This window comes from Roseburia hominis, from assembly GCA_040702975.1.
Lineage (GTDB): Bacteria > Bacillota > Clostridia > Lachnospirales > Lachnospiraceae > Allocoprococcus > Allocoprococcus hominis_A.
Genome location: CP159990.1, coordinates 1,050,386 through 1,065,823, shown reverse-complemented (window position 1 = coordinate 1,065,823; position 15,438 = coordinate 1,050,386). Strand labels below are relative to the sequence as shown.

Below are 15,438 nucleotides of genomic sequence, written 5' to 3'. Positions count from 1 at the left end.
TGTTATGTGGTGTCTGGGAAACGGTTCAGGGGCCGAACTGCTGTTGGCAGTAAGCCGCCGGATTTCTGTGGGACTGGAGGAAGGAGACAGAGAAGCGGCGGACAAAACCGGATGCAAAGCCGGAATAAGCGGGCATCCGAAAAAGGCCTTTCAGGAAAGAGAGGCCGGAGGACTCCCTGGAAGAGAGAAGGCCCAGCCACTCTTCCTTCTGCTTTTTGAACAGGGAAAGCCAATGGTAGAGCTGGTTTTGGTTAATACAGAAGCGTGCGCAGATTTTTTCTACGGAAGCAAGCCGAAGGAAATATTCCGCCAGGACACGGAGGATAAAGAAAAGGCCGTAGGAGGAATAAGGGATGATGAAATCCGGAAGGATGGCATGGGTATGGCCGCAGGAACAGACAAGGCGCAGGATACAGAGGCTGTGCCAGACAGGCTTTCCACCAACGAAATCAGCCAGGGAACGTTCATAATAGGCATGGACGGAACAAGCTCCCTTTGCCCCACAACAGGGGCAGGTCTGTAGTTCAGGCCGGAAACCGTCCATGAAGGAGTCAAAAAGCTTTTTTGATGAAGATTTTATACGAATTAACTTGCAAAACAGGGAATTATTTCTTATCATAATAAATGTCAGTGATGCCAAAGCCTCATGAGTGGGACATGATCCCGTATATGGCAGGTATGCTGGTGTATGAGAGAAAGAACGAACTGTAGGAGGGGCTGTTCTTTCTCTTTTTTGTTCCATAAAAACTATACTGGAATAGAGCAGGATGGTCAAGATAAAAGTGTGCTGTTTTTTACTGCACGCTGACATAGATAATAATTAAATGTTGAGATTTTAATTTGCTGTATTTGTGCAGGAGACAGGAACTTTAATTTGCTGGCTGACAATAAAATCTTCGGTATAGTATTTTCTTCGGTATAATCGGTGTTATCACGAATTAGGTATAACACCGACCGAGGCTCTGAGTTCGGAAATCCGGCTGCGTTAGAAACTGGTATAAACAGCATACAACGTTCGAGCATTTATTACTGCGATCCCATGCAGCGCGGTCAAAAAGGAGGCCTTGAACAGGCTCACACCATGCTTCGTATGGTGCTTCCTAAAGGAACCAGTTTTGAATTTCTCACACAATGGGATATAAACCTGATTGTGAACCATATCAATTCGACACCGCGGGAAATCCTTGGCGGAAAGACGCCGTATAGTATGGCATTGGAAACACTTGGCAAAGAAACCTTAAAGACGCTTCAGCTTAGACCGATTGACCCTGACCAGGTCAATCTGACACCTAAGCTGATCCGCCATAAACACTAAAGCAACTATTCAAAAAAATCTGCTGTCGGACTGGAAGTAAACTTTTCACATTTTTAAAATGTGGCCGGTGGAATTCAGTCCCGCACACTGAATCTCAGTGGCCCGTTTGCCATGCCCAAAAATGAAGAATTTTTTGAGAAGTTGAGTTAATTATAACAGATATCAAGTTTTTTTACTCAAAAAAGATTATAAAAACTAAAAATTTTAAAGCCTTGTGGAATTTAACTTTGCACTGGAATTTAAAATTTCAAGTTAGCTTTATTTTACTTATTATATTCAAAAACATGATTTAATATTCTTAGCGCAATTCAATTTTGCATATTTTTTCTTTTATATATAATTATTCAACATTTCCGTTCCCAATACAAAAGGCCTCATTGAGCAAATTCCCAATGAGGTCCTAAAATTATCATATCTAAATTCTTTTTTAACATGCCTTGGTAGCTCGGCTTTTTACATCTTTTATTCTATACTATTCAAATTTGCACCTATTCATCGGCATACGGTGTAGTAAACTAAAGTCTCTCATTCTGGTTTTATATCTGCAAGTCTGACTCTCTAGAAATATTGGTAAATCATTGGTAAAATTGAGCAAGAAACACAGAAAATCTTTGATTTATAATCCCTTCATCGTACCTGGTAAATCCTGCCGTGGCAAACGAAAAGTACTTTTATCATAAACGAAAATCCTCCTAAAATGCCGTATTCTGCCCCGATTTGCCACAGTTTGCCGAGTTGCATTTCGTCTGTGAGATTGTTAAATCTGTCACACAATAAGCAAAATGCGGCAAAACGAGGCAAGCCCAGGACATCAATCGTAGTAAAAACGTAGTCGAAACCGGGGTGTGTTACTACTATCAAATATCTGCGTCAATCTTGTCATCAACAAACTTGTATTCTTTGTTAGCAAGAGCATCCAGGTTATTACGTTCTTTTCCTTTCGATAAGACCGAACAGGCATTTGGCGTCCAGATCCATTGCTTCATTATCATCCGGCCATTCTGGTTCTTCATCCGATATGGTTCCAGAGGCCGCGTCCATAGCCTCCCTCATCATTTCTATCGACGAGGATGCGTAAATCCTGGTAGTCTGTGTTGATGAGTTTCCAAGTATCCGGGATACAAGTTTCAGTTCAATCGTCAACACCTTCTACATGTATGGCTGGATGCTGCATAGAAAAAATTTCTTTCTGTCGATCAATCTCTATTTTTAACTGCTCTTTCGTAGGCAAATAAGTCAGATATTTTGACATAAACAGTCTGTCATTATCATGCAGCACCGAGTATCTGGCAATATCCTCATCAGTTTCTGAACACAATAGAATCCCTATAGTGGGATTATCTCCTTGCCCTCGCTTTAAATCATCATACATGCGTACATACATATCAATCTGACCTACATCCTGATGTGTAATCTTCCCCATCTTTAAATCGATGAGTACATAACATTTAAGTTCGATATTATAAAAAACGAGATCCAAATAGTAATCTGAAGTTTCCGTTACAATATGCTGCTGACGAGCCACAAACGCAAATCCCCTACCCAATTCCATCAAAAAATCTCTAATATGTGAAAGAATAGCAGATTCTAAATCTCCCTCTAAGTAAGTATCCTCATTTCTGAAACCAAGAAATTCTGCAATCACTGGACTTTTAATTAGTTCAAATTGATTTTTCTGAAATTCTGCGGTTTTCTGTTTCATTTCTTCAATTACAGCATTTTTTGTGGGTGCCTGAAGAAGGCGATAATAATATTGCGTACTAATATTACGGTCTAAAGTTCTTGAACTCCAATTCTCGTCAACAGCTTCCTTCATATACCAATAACGTGCATTTTCATCTGGAACACGAAGAAGACTCCTAATATGTGTCCAGTTAAGATTGTGAACGCATGCGTTCACAATCTGCTCATCGGGAAAACACTGATAAAATTTGATGTAATAGTGCAAATTCCTTTTAGAATAATTTTTGCCGAATTCCTTTGTCAAATCTTCTGCCAATGCAGAAATCAAACCTCTGCCGTACTCTGCGCGTTCACTGCCTCCCAGTTCCTGTTCTACAATTCGTTTCCCGATATTCCAATAGGTAAGTAGCATTGCCTTGCTGGAGGCACTATAGGCTGTTTCTTGCCCAGAAGAAATAATACTTTTAATTTCTGTAATAACTGATTGGTATGGCTTCAAATGATTCACCATTATATCACCTCGATTTCTCATAATAAATATATTTTAACTTGCTTTTCCTGTCACATTAAGGCTCTTACAAAAATGGTGTAGTCGTGGTGTAGTAACTGCCTTCCCTGTCGTGAAATCATTGATTTTACAGGCTTTTTCTGAATTTTTCAAGATATTGCCGTGGCAGACCATTAATATTTTTATCACAAATGAAACTTCTCCTGAAATATTGTATTCTGCTCAAATTTACTGCAATTTGCAGAGTTGCATTTCGTCTGTGATAATCATAATGATAGAGCATCCTGCTCCTCAAAAAACACTTGAAGTTTCTCATTATCTTCGCATGCATGTTGGAAAACCTTACAGATTCTTCCGAAATATTCTCCCCCCACATTTCTATTTATAATAACAATTTCTGTTTCGTTCAGTTCCGTCAGACAATCATATAATGCATCCAGATTTCCACCATAATAACTCGGAAGCTTCAACTTCTCCTGTAAATATGCATGAGTTGCTTTCTTCTCCGGCATTTTTTTTGCATCTAATACTACCTTCACGCGCTATTCCTCCCCATATAACAACTCAAATGATTCATAGTGATCTTCCGTATAATAAATCAGTCCGTCATTGGAATATACAATCCGTTTCCCACTCCGGTATCCTCCATCACCATCAACATCACATTCATAGTATTTCCGCCCTTGTTCCTCCGGAAGCTGTCCTTCGTAATTTCCGAAATGATCTCCGCCGATACTTTTCCCCGGCGCGACTTCCCCCAGATTCCCTTCACTGCTTACCCATCCTAATTTCTTCGCTTCTTCCTTCGTTATAAAATTACCCGGAAGATGTCCGTATTCATGTAAATACGCCGCAACCTCTTCTTTCGATGTATACTCCCCGGTTTCCTCGATTTGAGTACCGTCCCCTGCTGCTTTTTCCGATGCATCCGTTCGTACCTTTTCATCTGGAGAACATGCTCCGAAAAGTAAAACAATACATAAAAACGGAATTAGCAGTGCGTTTAATTTTTGTCTCATATCTGTTCCTCCATTCACCTACAGGTAGTGTCAAAAACTACCTGTTTTTTTGTTCCAAAATCTTATAAAAATCTTTCAAACATATAATTTTGCAGAACTTCCTGTGCTGCTACGTTATTGCTTTTTGCATAATTTTTAATCCGCCTTTTAAACTCATGGCCTTTGCGCTCATAGCAGCACCTCCATATACTTTCTCAATATTTTGCTGACTCGAAATGCATCAGCATATTCAGCAAGACGGTTTAAATCTTTTTTCTTATAAGCCGCATAATTTTTTATTGCATTTAAAACCATCTCCTCGTCACAGCGGTTACGGCTTCGTAGGAAATCACACAAAGTCCGTTCTGGATTATAGCAGCGAACTGAATTCCCAAAAGTAGTTTCTTTTTCTTCCACTCCTAACAAATGAAGCTCTGGTTTTATATAATAACAGATACATTCTTCCTTTAATTCTCTGGAAACAGATGCATTACTTGGAATGGTGATAGAATGAATGAACGGCGTCCGGTCAGATAAATGATTTAAAAAAAGCGCCGTATCATGAGAAAAAATAATTTTATCTGACCGCCGTTGTAAAAGATACATATCATCAACCACCGAATCAGGCAATGTATAAACTCCACGCCCAACCCGCACTAACAATCCATTTTCTACATATTTAAGGAGCATTGTCCTTGAAAACCCAAGTTTCTGAATCTGCGCCGTAGTAATTTGGTTACGATTTTCTTTCAGTGCGTTCATAAGAATCGGGTTCACTTCCATATTGCGCCTCCAGTTAACTTTTATATCAATATCATACTTTATTTCGATACAAAAGTCAACTCTCACTTCTATGCTTTATACATAATGAACTCACTATCCATGCAGAATCTGCATATATCCGCTTAGCAAACAAACACTTTTTATTACATTCATAATTATTATCCTTTAAATAATGCCCCCTCTTTTGAGAGGTTGCAGCCAAGGAGCTGCTTCTTTGATCAAAAGCAATATTATGACTAAAGGGCCGCCCTCGTTACCTTTAAAACCAATCAGTAACGAGGGCGGCCACACATTTTGATGTCTATGTCAATACATTTCTTGAAATTATCGAAAAAACAGGCTAGCCCCCTACCATGAATCCAAGCCTTGAACTTAACTAACTACCATTGATTCACAAAAGCATATAAATAGAAATAAAAACAGAAAATACCGCAACAAAAATTTTTAAACCTGTTACCGGTACTTTTCCCGCCATCCGGCTTCCTGCCAGGACGCCGGCACCATGTGCCACAAGCACGATCAGTAAAATCACCCACACACTTCCAATATCAATTCTTGACAAATACCCCACACAGGCAGGGATCGCAATAAACACAGAATCAAACAGGGACACGCCCACTGCCAGCCTTGCGGATACGCCAAAAGTAATCAAAAGAGGCATTACAAGAACCGGGCCTCCGGCTCCTGACAGAGAACAGATGGCACCTGTCACAGCGCCCAAGAGCGGCAAAAACCAGGTTTTTTCCATCAGACCTCCTCGTTCCTCCATGTTAGATTCTTCCACAGCATTCTCTCCTGCTGCGCCATTCTCTCCCACTGCAGCATCCGTTTGCCTTTTCTCATTCCACATCCTGCATAGAATAGAAATCCCGGAGAGCAACACGACCAGATACAGGATGGTCTTTGCTGCGGATTTGGAGATCATGGCCTGCAGAAACACTCCTGCCACAGCCCCTGCAAAGCTCCCCATCCCTATGCGCACCGACATGGGGATATCCAGATTTCCTGCCTTCTTATAGTTTACCGAGCCAAGGATGCCGGATACCAGAAAAGCCAGAAAGCTGAATGCCAGCGACTGCTCCACGGAATATCCAAGCACCCCTGTATACAGCATAGGAAGCAAAAATCCCGCAATTCCGCAGATACCGATCAATCCACCAATCACCCCGTTAGCAGCGGCAATCACCAAAAGAACAACCGCCCCACCTTCCATCAGTCCGCTCATGATGGTATTTCCTCCGTTTCCATGTATTTCTTCGCCTTCCAGAGAATTTTTTCTCTGTCCATTGTGAGGACTTCCCGGTCTTTCATCAAAAATCTTCCGTTTACCATACTGTCTGCCACATCACTGCCATTCACACATTCCAAAAGTGTATGGACACGATTTCCGGTAAGCAACAGGTGCGGCTGATTCCAGTCTATTGAAATAAGGTCAGCCCGGTATCCCGGCTTCAGGCAGCCAAGCTTCCCCTCCTGATCCAGGATTCTGCCTCCTCCTGTAAAAACCATTCCGAAAATGGAAGCCGCCGGCATGATCTCAGGATCCGCATAACGTGTTCCCCATACCGCATTCATGACGGAACGGAATATTTTCATCTTATTCCACAGGCTCAACCCTCCATGGGCTGCCCCGTCTGTCCCAAGTCCGACACAAATTCCCCTCTCAAGAAGAGATGGCGTATCCGGAACCCCTTTTCCACAGTTGCTGAAAGGACAGTGTACCACCTTGGCATGACGCTGCGCCAGAATTTCCTGTTCCCTGGCAGAAAGCATAATTCCATGGGCCGCCACAAAATTTTCCTGCAGGATTCCCAGCGAATCCAGATACTCCACAGGGCGCATCCTGTATTTTTCCAATGTATAATTGACTTCTCCCGCATATTCATTCATGTGGGCCTGTATACAGGTTCCTTTCTCCCCGGCCCGCTCTGCAGCCCCCCGGATCAGCTCCTGTGAACAGTTCATGATGGCCCTCAACGAATAAAACACCCGAAGATTTCCTTTTCCGTGAAATTCCTCATACAGTGCATCTGTCGTTTCCAGTGCCTGGGCAGCCGTCTGCCGGATGGAGTCCGGGAAATTTCCCTGGTCCATAGTGGAATGGGATAATGCACCCCGAAGCCCGGAAGCTTCATATACTCTCCCGGCCTCTTCCATAAAATATCCTCCTGCATCCACAAATCCAGTCGTACCGTTTTCAATCATTTCCAGTGCGGCAAGCTCTGCGCTGAACTGCATTTTTTCCGGCGTCAGCGTACTTTCAAAGGGAAGCATGATCCTCGTCCAGATCATAGGAAGCTCATCCAGTATTCTGCCCTTTAAAAGCTGCTGGCCTGTATGCATGTGGCAATCTATCAGCCCCGGCATCCACAGCTTTTGGCTTCCATCTACTTGTATGGCGGCTTCATAGGCTTCTTCTGCTTCCTTTACCGGAAGAATATCCAAAATCATGCCGTCCTTAAGCACAATAGCCTGTCGGTCCTCCACTGTCATCTGTTCTGTAAGACAGGATGCGTGTATAATCATACAATCACAAGCTTTTTTCATACCTCTTTTCATCTCCGAATAGTCAAGTCGCATATATTCAACAAAATTGACATCTCATATGTTCCGCGGAATCAATACCTCATATAATCCGCTAAATTAACATCTTACATACTCTACCGAATTAAATTGCATGTGTCAATGATAAAGTCACATTGGCAATAACAGCAGAGCATACAAAGGTTCCTACCATTACAAGACATGCGATCACCACCATTTTCCAGCCCTGCCGTGCAAACTCTTTCAACTGGTCGCTGATAGAGATTCCTGCAAAAGCGCCTACCATAGTAAGAGGTGCAGTAAAGTTGATCTTTCCGGCAGATTCTATCACAAATTCACGCACCGGCGAAAGCGGACATGCCAGAAACAGCCCCAAAAGGGAACAGTAAGCGATCACCGGAAGCTTTACCGGAATAAGCTTGCTCAAAGCTACGGAAGCCAGAGAAATCAGAAGCAGAATCACAATTCCGGGCAGAGAATCCAAAAATCCTACCTGGAATCCTACAAAATTTGCAAGGGCAATACCAAGCCCTGCCACAATAAACATGGCCCCCACTCTATATATCTCATGCTATTTTGCCTCCTTTTTCTTTGCTAATCTGTCATGAATCGGCCCGAGTTTTGGTTCCAGTACCCGGTACAGCCAGTTACACAGGGGAATTCCCACAAAAATTGCCATATAAATCCCGTCAATTCCGGAAATTGTCTCACTTGCGCTTGCCAGTGCAGAAATTTCCTCCGCCATCGCCGGAAACATCTCCGAAAGACTTGCCGTTGCGGAAGCCATCATGATTCCCGCTCCAACTCCGGAAGCCATACCAAGTGCGTAAGGATGGAACCAGCCTGTTGCTGCAATCACCGTTGCCATAAATCCAAAGAAAATGGTTCCCACCATGCCGCCGATAATATAAATTGAAAGGCTTCCTCTCGCCTCCGGAGAATCCGGCCCGAACATATCCTACATCAGTGCAAGGTTTGTTTCTCTGTTAATGGAATGACAGGCACCGATTGCTTCTCTTTTCAGCCCAAACAAAAGAGCTAAAGGAAGAGAAAGAAAAATCGTTCCAAGATTTCCGAATTCCTGCAAAAGCAGCGCCGGACCTGCGGAAATGACCGTTTCTATACTTGCACCTGCATTGATGCCAAGCTTGGCAATAAACGGACAGATACAGACGATTACCAGCTTTGATGCCGCTCTTACTTCTTTTTTCTGGAAAACCTTCAGTATCTGAGGCCCTGACAGAATTCCCATGAAAATTGAATAAAAAATGGGAAACCAAATCAGCATTCCGGGTCCGATGGGGATTTTAATCTGTCCAATGGAATCTGCGACCACAATAAACAGGAATGCAGCCAAATAGATTTTCCATTCCATCCGAAACCGTTCTCCAAGACCGGTATACATAAATTTTTCTTGTTTCATAGATATCCTCCTTTTGCTCTTTCCTCTCAAAAAGAAACTATTTTTTTGTATTTTAGCGGATTCGTCCTCGAAAAAAAAAGGACAAAAGGGCTTTTCTCTGTTATTTTGTCAAAAAATGTTATATAATTTTAAAAAGCAATGAATGGATGGAGGATAGAGATTATGATATTGGAAGAACTTCTGGAGGCATATCCCGATGCAGAACCTTATTTCCGTTTTATGCCCGAAGAACTGAAATCCCGTTATACGATCCGGACCTTTCCCCCCGGATATATCATTCATCAGAAGGATTATCCGCTGGATTATTTTGGAATCATCTGTCATGGGGACCACCGTGTCATCAATGAATTCGAAAACGGCAATGTCTTTATGATCGAAAAAAACGAAGCAATCAATTTTATCGGGGAAGTAACCATTCTGGCAGGAATGGAAAAGACCTCTGTCACCATCGAAACGCTGACGGAGTGTGTGGTTTTTATGATCTCAAGAGCGGATTTTGAAATGTGGATTTCCAGAGATCTGCATTTTCTCCGGCTGATCACCCAGGTAATTGCCTTTAAACTTTACCGCTCCTCTTATAACAGAGGTGCAAAATTGTTCTATCCACCTAATTTTCTGTTTCTGGATTATCTGCTGAAATATGCCGATGCCCATCACATCAAAAAAACAGGGACCGTCACTTTGCGCAAAACACGGGAGGAAATACGGGAAGAGCTGGGGATGACTGTGAAGACCATCAACCGCACCATCGCCAAATTAAAAGGCGACCACCTTCTGGATACATATAAAGGCAAAGTCACATTTACTCTGGAACAATACCAGCGGGCCGGAAAAGAAATCGCTTACTATGTAAAATAGACATGGTTTTCATGAAAGAAGAACCGGCAGCCGATACAGCGGCTGCCAATTTTTTATCGCCTCATCATCTCCATTTCCATGGATTGTTTTAACTGTTCAATATTTCCGCTCTGTATAGCACTAATATTTCTTGCAATTTTTTCCTCAGTCCAGTTCCACCACTGAATTTCTAATAATGCAGAAATGGTTTCTTCTGGAAAACGTTTCCTTATTGCTCTTGCCGGAACACCGCCAACAATCGTATATGGCTATTGTTTCGCCTGATATTCCTGTTTCAATTCCTCCGCAAGATACGCATCGCTCATACAGTGCATATCAGAAACACCATCTCGGATTAACTGATAAACCTCTGAGCGATAAAAAAAGTCCAACGCCGCATCCAATGAGATACCCTGGTATTCAGCAAAGCGCGCAATTACTCGGCTATATTTTTTCTGTAGCAAAATCGGATTAGCTTTCATACCATTTCACTCCCTTCAAAATGCAGCAGTTCCAGTGCTTTCTCTGTGCGGAAACAGATTTGCAGGTTCGGCTTTTCATAACGTAGGCGTTTAATTGCTTCTTTCTTGTCAATCAGTCCTTCAAAAAACAATTCAACTGTATTGAACACTTTATCGTTAGCTACACCGCCAACTACAAGGTCATAATCTGTTGTATCTTTCCCACTGCGGCAGTTCAGGATAAAATCCAGCCATTCCTCGGAATAAAAATCAAATTTCAGAGTTTTCAAAACAGCTTCCTGGCTTTCATCAAAAAAGTAGCGGGATATAATACCGTCTTTTCCTCTGCGTTTGAATTTACCGCACCATTTCGCTGCTTGCTCATATAGGGGAGTGGCATAAAAACCACGCCCAAAATCCACATTAGGGCGGGAATGTGTCAGATCCGGCTCTGCGATTTCCAGATAGGAACCATGATATAGGATCATACCCTCACCCCCCTTTCTTCCATCACATCAAGGAGGTCATTTACAATATATTCCCGGCTCTGCGTGTGCAGAACTTCATATTCCGGCACTATATAACTGCCTAAAATGTCGCTTTTCTCTGTGAACGCACGATAAACCAGCTCCGCATCTACGCCGAGCTTCGTTGCAACATTCTCAATACAAAACACGGCAAATTCCAGTTCTCTGGAGTTTTTGATTGTTTCATCTATCATGACACTTCGCCCCTTTACTTTATTTTAGCCAAAACTTCAGCATCTACAATTCTTTAATCATAATACCACAGAAATGTGCTTTGAATAATCAAAAAATGTTAATTATCAAAGTAAAACTCCGAAATATCTCTTTCAAAATGGTGCAATAGTGCTGTAGTAAATTCCATACACTGATGGACACCTTTACTCCTTTACCAAATACTGAACCGGAACTTTTTTTGTAAGCCATACTCCATTCTTAGATAAGAAAAATTTGTAACCATCCTTATACATTTCACCGGCTTTGACTATATAAATCACAGGCTTACCGTGACGCTTTCCAACATGAACCGCCGTATCCTCATCCTTTGATAGATGCACATACAACCTACTCTTAGGAATAAGTCCCTGCCTGTCAATCGATACAACATATTTTTCTCCGGTTCCATGCCACAATTCCGCCGGTGGCTCAACCTCGTCCAATTCCACATCAACAGGAATAGAATGCCCCTGATTCGCTCGGATCAAAGTCTTATCTTCATTAAAAGAATATCTCTGCTTGTTATCCGTTCGGACAATTTCTTCCAAGATATCCATATTGAATTCATGAGTCTTGGCAATTCCTGCAATAAGCTCATCAACCTTGGCCCAGCCATGTTCATCAATGCAGATATCGATTGTTTCCGGCTTATGACGTAGGATTAAGCTCATGAATCTGCTTATACTTGTTAAATTCACTTTATCCCTTCCAATTTCCTAAGAACTAATAAGAATCCTCTTAATATGCAATTCTAAAATAATCCAAATACGCCTTATATCTATCCTGTGCTGTCAAACAAGTATCCGTCAGGTACCCCTTTTCATTATTCCATTCTTTCAATCCACGATAGTAAAACATCTTTAAGTTATCTTCGATGATAAATGGAACAATGTTATATTTCAGACACTCCTTAAACATAATCAATCTACCGACACGGCCATTTCCGTCCTGAAACGGGTGAATTTTCTCAAATTTCACATGGAATTCCATAAGATCCTCCAGGTTTTTTTCTTCTTTGGAATTGTACGCTGTCAGCAATGCTTTTATCTTGCCGGCAACTTCTTCCGGAAGTGCAGTTTCCATACCGCTGACTTCATTCGGCATCTTCTTGTAATCGCCTACAGCAAACCACTCTTTTCTAGAATCACTTGTTCCATTCTTAAGTATCAGATGAAGCTCTTTGATAAATTTTTCGGTCAACGCTGCTTTCGCGTTATCAATAATCATGTCAATACAACGAAAATGATTTGCTGTTTCAATCACATCGTCCACGTTGAGGACTCCATTTTCCACACCGATTGTATTTGTTTCAAAAATATATCTGGTCTGATCGTGAGTTAGTCGGCTACCTTCGATATGATTGGAATTATAGGTCAGCTCAATCTGCGTCTTATGGTAGATACCGCCAGAATACTTACTGGCTTTTTCTTCCCGCAAAATGTCCAATAATGTGACTGGTCGCCCTTTCTTTTTATTAGAACGCTCCGGTTTTTCTGCATTTTCAGGAATACTCCAGGTCTTGCCGATAAGGGAAGCCCCTGGAACACGACCCTGAGCACAATAATTCCTCACACTGCGTTCCGAAATATTCCATTTCTTTGCTATTTCAGTAACTGAAAAGTATTGCATCTGATTTCCTCCCCAATTCATAACAACTTCTTCTTGTTCCCCTTCAATATCAGAATTTACTCTAATCTATTATATAGTATATCACATTGTCGGCAATAAACTCAATCTTATGCATTTACTATGAATATATTTTTGCCGTTTTGGAGTATCTACTTAACCCAAATCCAAACGAAATAATAGACACCTTGTATCACTGTGAAACTGAGATTTTTTCTCTGTCGGCATGCTACGATTTTTACATTTTTTTGCTCGGATGCCATTGATTTCAGCAGATATTCAAAGTCCCGTTATTCTCCCTCATTCCTACGTTCCCTAAAATACGCTTCAAGGTTTTTATCCCTGCAATATATGTAACACCCTTTCATCCCCCGTGACATAAGTACTCTGTATATGTTTTTGACATATGCAGTAAGTTTGTCCGGCTGGTTCTTTAGCCCCTTTTTGCCCGCCGAATCACGATAATCCTCAAAACTGGCGTAAAGCTCTCTTCGGTCAGGGTCAAACTTAAGATCATTTCCTATAATGACACCGACATAGTCAAACTCCAGACCCTGAGATGTATGAATACAACCGATCTGATTTCTTTTCGACTCATCTGTTGCCCAGGAATACTGGTCTTTTCGGCTGTTCCATGGCATACTGAAATTACACTCCGGGATGGTCACATCCTCCTTCTGTGCATTGTCGTTTCCGCTCTTTGCATCTGTCCATGGCCAGGCAAAACCCGCGAGCATTCTTGCCTTAAAACCTTCCTCATTTTTCCGGTTAATTTCACGTAAAAGCTGATTCGGGTCATCAAAAATCCTGAAATCGAAGGCTCCGTCATCCCACCCGTCGTAATTAGCGGTGTCCTCAATCTGCAGAGTATGGTCCACCCAATTAAGATATCCTTCGGCCCCTGAACATCTGAACTGAGCTTTCAGTTTCACCATCTGTATATCTGCATGATATTTTTCACAAACTTCTTTTATTCTTTCCACAGAACCTTCATCATCCGGCCGGATCATCTGATTATCGTCAACAAAGAAAACACTCACCTTTGCGGCCTTTACAAGATCCTCCACCTGGCTTTCACCGGAATACATAAATGCACCTTTTTTCTTTAGCCTATGGGCTTCATCACAGATAAGGACGTCAAACTCATCTGTATATGAGTGTACAAAACCGGCCGAACCCGAAAACAGGGCTTTGAGCCTCTTTTTTGTTGCTGAAGATTTCTTACCGAGAGTATCTACCATGCCTTCTCTAAACGAGGCGTTGGGCGCCACAAATCTCACATTTACTCTTTTCTCCAACAGTGTTACAAAAGCATTCATTGCAACGACCGATTTTCCTGTTCCAGGTCCGCCATTAATGATAATGGCCGTTTTCGTGCGTGCTTTGAGCGCGATATCCACGATATTGGAATATGCTATTTTCTGCTCATCCAGAAGCGTATATACAGGATTCCCCTCAAAGATTTCGGCCACATATTCTACAAATTTTTTAGATGGTGCTGTTTTTCCGTTTTCGATTGCATAGAGGATCTCCATTCCCCGGCCTTTATTGACATATCTGCCTATAAACTCCTCTAACTTTTCTACATCTGAAGAGAAAAATACCGGCGTATCTTCTACTATTTCCCTGTACTGCGCCTGCAGCAGTGGTTCCGGTTCCTTCTTCTGATAATTATGCAAATATGCACACGATATCACTTTGATATCTCCTTCATAAACGGCTGAGTTCATATCCGAAAGATATTTTTTATATGAATAAGCCTGATATGCCGGATGCGTTGTTTCCCTTATGCCGTTATGCAAAAAAGTCCTGACCAAAGCCTCTTTCTCTGTAGCCTCAGCTGTTTCCCATTGCTTCAACTCTATGATCAGAAAATTTGAAGCATTATTTTTGTCGTGTCCTGTGATCACGAAGTCTATTCGCTTACTGGTCGATGGTATGTTGTACTCGATCAGAATTCCACAGTCATCCGGAATAGCTGATTTTCTCACGATTGTTTCCATAAATCTCATAGAGTTATTCCACGCACGCCTTTCGCCATCTCCGGCACGTCTTCCCATACCCTTTACGTAGGCTGCCTCGATCTGATCTACTATAAGATTTCTTTCGACTTCATCACAGAACTCTGCCGCGCTGCTTCGATATAAGATCATTTTTTCATCTCCAGTTCTGTATATTTGGCATTGCTTCCGTATGCCTTATCTACAGGATATTTTTCATTATTTCTTTTTAGTTTTTTCAATATCATTTCGTCTATGTCAAGGCCGACTGCATCTGCCATAAGGCCGCAGTATATCATGACATCGGCAAGCTCTTCTTCTATCTTTTCTTTCTTGTCCGCTGCTTCTAAATCTGCACCGGACCATTGAAAGATTTCCAACAATTCCGCTGCCTCTAATGAGATAGAGATAGCAAGATCCTTTGGATTGTGAAACTGTTTCCAGTTGCGCTCATCCCTAAATGCTGTTATCTTTTCCTGCAATTCTTCAATACTTTTCATGATTTCCTCCGTTCATTCGC

At 41.9% G+C, this 15,438-nt stretch carries 18 protein-coding genes and 1 pseudogene; 2 read left to right on the top strand and 17 right to left on the bottom strand.

Going from position 1 to position 15,438, the window contains the following annotated elements; genetic code table 11:
* Nucleotides 1–25: 25 nt before the first annotated feature.
* Complete coding sequence (locus ABXS75_04955; protein XCP86162.1) at nt 26–544, bottom strand: DUF6431 domain-containing protein; 519 nt, start codon at nt 542–544, stop codon at nt 26–28.
* A 537-nt stretch (nt 545–1,081) separates the two neighbouring features.
* Here ABXS75_04955 and ABXS75_04950 point away from each other — a divergent pair.
* Nucleotides 1,082–1,315 (top strand): hypothetical protein, encoded by a 234-nt coding sequence (locus tag ABXS75_04950; GenBank protein XCP86161.1) that lies wholly within the window; start codon nt 1,082–1,084, stop codon nt 1,313–1,315.
* Nucleotides 1,316–2,239: 924 nt separating this feature from the next.
* On the opposite strand, the gene ABXS75_04945 is transcribed toward ABXS75_04950, so the two are convergent.
* From ABXS75_04945 to ABXS75_04905, 9 genes and pseudogenes are all read right to left on the bottom strand, one after another.
* Complete coding sequence (locus ABXS75_04945; protein XCP86160.1) at nt 2,240–2,458, bottom strand: hypothetical protein; 219 nt, start codon at nt 2,456–2,458, stop codon at nt 2,240–2,242.
* Nucleotides 2,448–3,509, bottom strand: coding sequence for a PDDEXK nuclease domain-containing protein (locus ABXS75_04940; GenBank protein XCP86159.1), 1,062 nt, complete (start codon nt 3,507–3,509; stop codon nt 2,448–2,450). Before ABXS75_04940 ends, ABXS75_04945 begins: the two co-directional genes overlap by 11 nt.
* A 263-nt stretch (nt 3,510–3,772) precedes the next feature.
* Entirely contained in the window at nt 3,773–4,045 is a 273-nt protein-coding gene (locus tag ABXS75_04935; protein XCP86158.1) for a barstar family protein, read from the bottom strand.
* 3 nt (nt 4,046–4,048) lie between these two features.
* Complete coding sequence (locus ABXS75_04930; GenBank protein ID XCP86157.1) at nt 4,049–4,525, bottom strand: ribonuclease domain-containing protein; 477 nt, start codon at nt 4,523–4,525, stop codon at nt 4,049–4,051.
* 168 nt (nt 4,526–4,693) lie between these two features.
* The gene (locus ABXS75_04925; GenBank protein XCP86156.1) at nt 4,694–5,287 is read right to left on the bottom strand and encodes a type IV toxin-antitoxin system AbiEi family antitoxin domain-containing protein; all 594 of its coding nucleotides are present in this window, start codon (nt 5,285–5,287) and stop codon (nt 4,694–4,696) included.
* 391 nt (nt 5,288–5,678) lie between these two features.
* Nucleotides 5,679–6,512, bottom strand: a complete 834-nt coding sequence (locus ABXS75_04920; protein XCP86155.1) for a sulfite exporter TauE/SafE family protein — start codon at nt 6,510–6,512, stop codon at nt 5,679–5,681.
* Nucleotides 6,509–7,834: an amidohydrolase family protein gene (locus ABXS75_04915; protein XCP86154.1), complete on the bottom strand. Its 1,326-nt coding sequence runs from the start codon at nt 7,832–7,834 to the stop codon at nt 6,509–6,511. The genes ABXS75_04920 and ABXS75_04915 overlap by 4 nt, the downstream gene beginning before the upstream one ends.
* 121 nt (nt 7,835–7,955) lie before the next feature.
* Nucleotides 7,956–8,378, bottom strand: coding sequence for a hypothetical protein (locus ABXS75_04910; GenBank protein ID XCP86153.1), 423 nt, complete (start codon nt 8,376–8,378; stop codon nt 7,956–7,958).
* A 24-nt stretch (nt 8,379–8,402) separates the two neighbouring features.
* A pseudogene (locus ABXS75_04905) lies at nt 8,403–9,254 on the bottom strand (DUF3100 domain-containing protein).
* Between the two features lie 162 nt (nt 9,255–9,416).
* On the opposite strand from ABXS75_04905, the gene ABXS75_04900 reads away from it, so the two are divergent.
* The gene (locus tag ABXS75_04900; protein ID XCP86152.1) at nt 9,417–10,112 is read left to right on the top strand and encodes a Crp/Fnr family transcriptional regulator; all 696 of its coding nucleotides are present in this window, start codon (nt 9,417–9,419) and stop codon (nt 10,110–10,112) included.
* A 248-nt stretch (nt 10,113–10,360) separates the two neighbouring features.
* On the opposite strand, the gene ABXS75_04895 is transcribed toward ABXS75_04900, so the two are convergent.
* The 7 genes from ABXS75_04895 to ABXS75_04865 form a co-directional block, all read right to left on the bottom strand.
* Nucleotides 10,361–10,573: a DUF3791 domain-containing protein gene (locus tag ABXS75_04895; GenBank protein XCP86151.1), complete on the bottom strand. Its 213-nt coding sequence runs from the start codon at nt 10,571–10,573 to the stop codon at nt 10,361–10,363.
* On the bottom strand, nt 10,570–11,040 hold the full coding sequence (locus ABXS75_04890) for a DUF3990 domain-containing protein (protein ID XCP86150.1): 471 nt from the start codon (nt 11,038–11,040) through the stop codon (nt 10,570–10,572). Before ABXS75_04890 ends, ABXS75_04895 begins: the two co-directional genes overlap by 4 nt.
* Nucleotides 11,037–11,273 carry a DUF3791 domain-containing protein gene (locus ABXS75_04885; GenBank protein ID XCP86149.1) on the bottom strand — a complete coding sequence of 79 codons (237 nt, stop codon included), beginning with the start codon at nt 11,271–11,273 and terminating at the stop codon, nt 11,037–11,039. The genes ABXS75_04890 and ABXS75_04885 overlap by 4 nt, the downstream gene beginning before the upstream one ends.
* 183 nt (nt 11,274–11,456) lie before the next feature.
* Nucleotides 11,457–11,990 carry an RNA 2'-phosphotransferase gene (locus ABXS75_04880; GenBank protein XCP86148.1) on the bottom strand — a complete coding sequence of 178 codons (534 nt, stop codon included), beginning with the start codon at nt 11,988–11,990 and terminating at the stop codon, nt 11,457–11,459.
* A gap of 40 nt (nt 11,991–12,030) precedes the next feature.
* Complete coding sequence (locus ABXS75_04875; GenBank protein ID XCP86147.1) at nt 12,031–12,921, bottom strand: Fic family protein; 891 nt, start codon at nt 12,919–12,921, stop codon at nt 12,031–12,033.
* 287 nt (nt 12,922–13,208) lie between these two features.
* Nucleotides 13,209–15,071 carry a DUF2075 domain-containing protein gene (locus ABXS75_04870; GenBank protein XCP86146.1) on the bottom strand — a complete coding sequence of 621 codons (1,863 nt, stop codon included), beginning with the start codon at nt 15,069–15,071 and terminating at the stop codon, nt 13,209–13,211.
* On the bottom strand, nt 15,068–15,418 hold the full coding sequence (locus ABXS75_04865) for a nucleotide pyrophosphohydrolase (GenBank protein XCP86145.1): 351 nt from the start codon (nt 15,416–15,418) through the stop codon (nt 15,068–15,070). Before ABXS75_04865 ends, ABXS75_04870 begins: the two co-directional genes overlap by 4 nt.
* Nucleotides 15,419–15,438 lie beyond the last annotated feature (20 nt).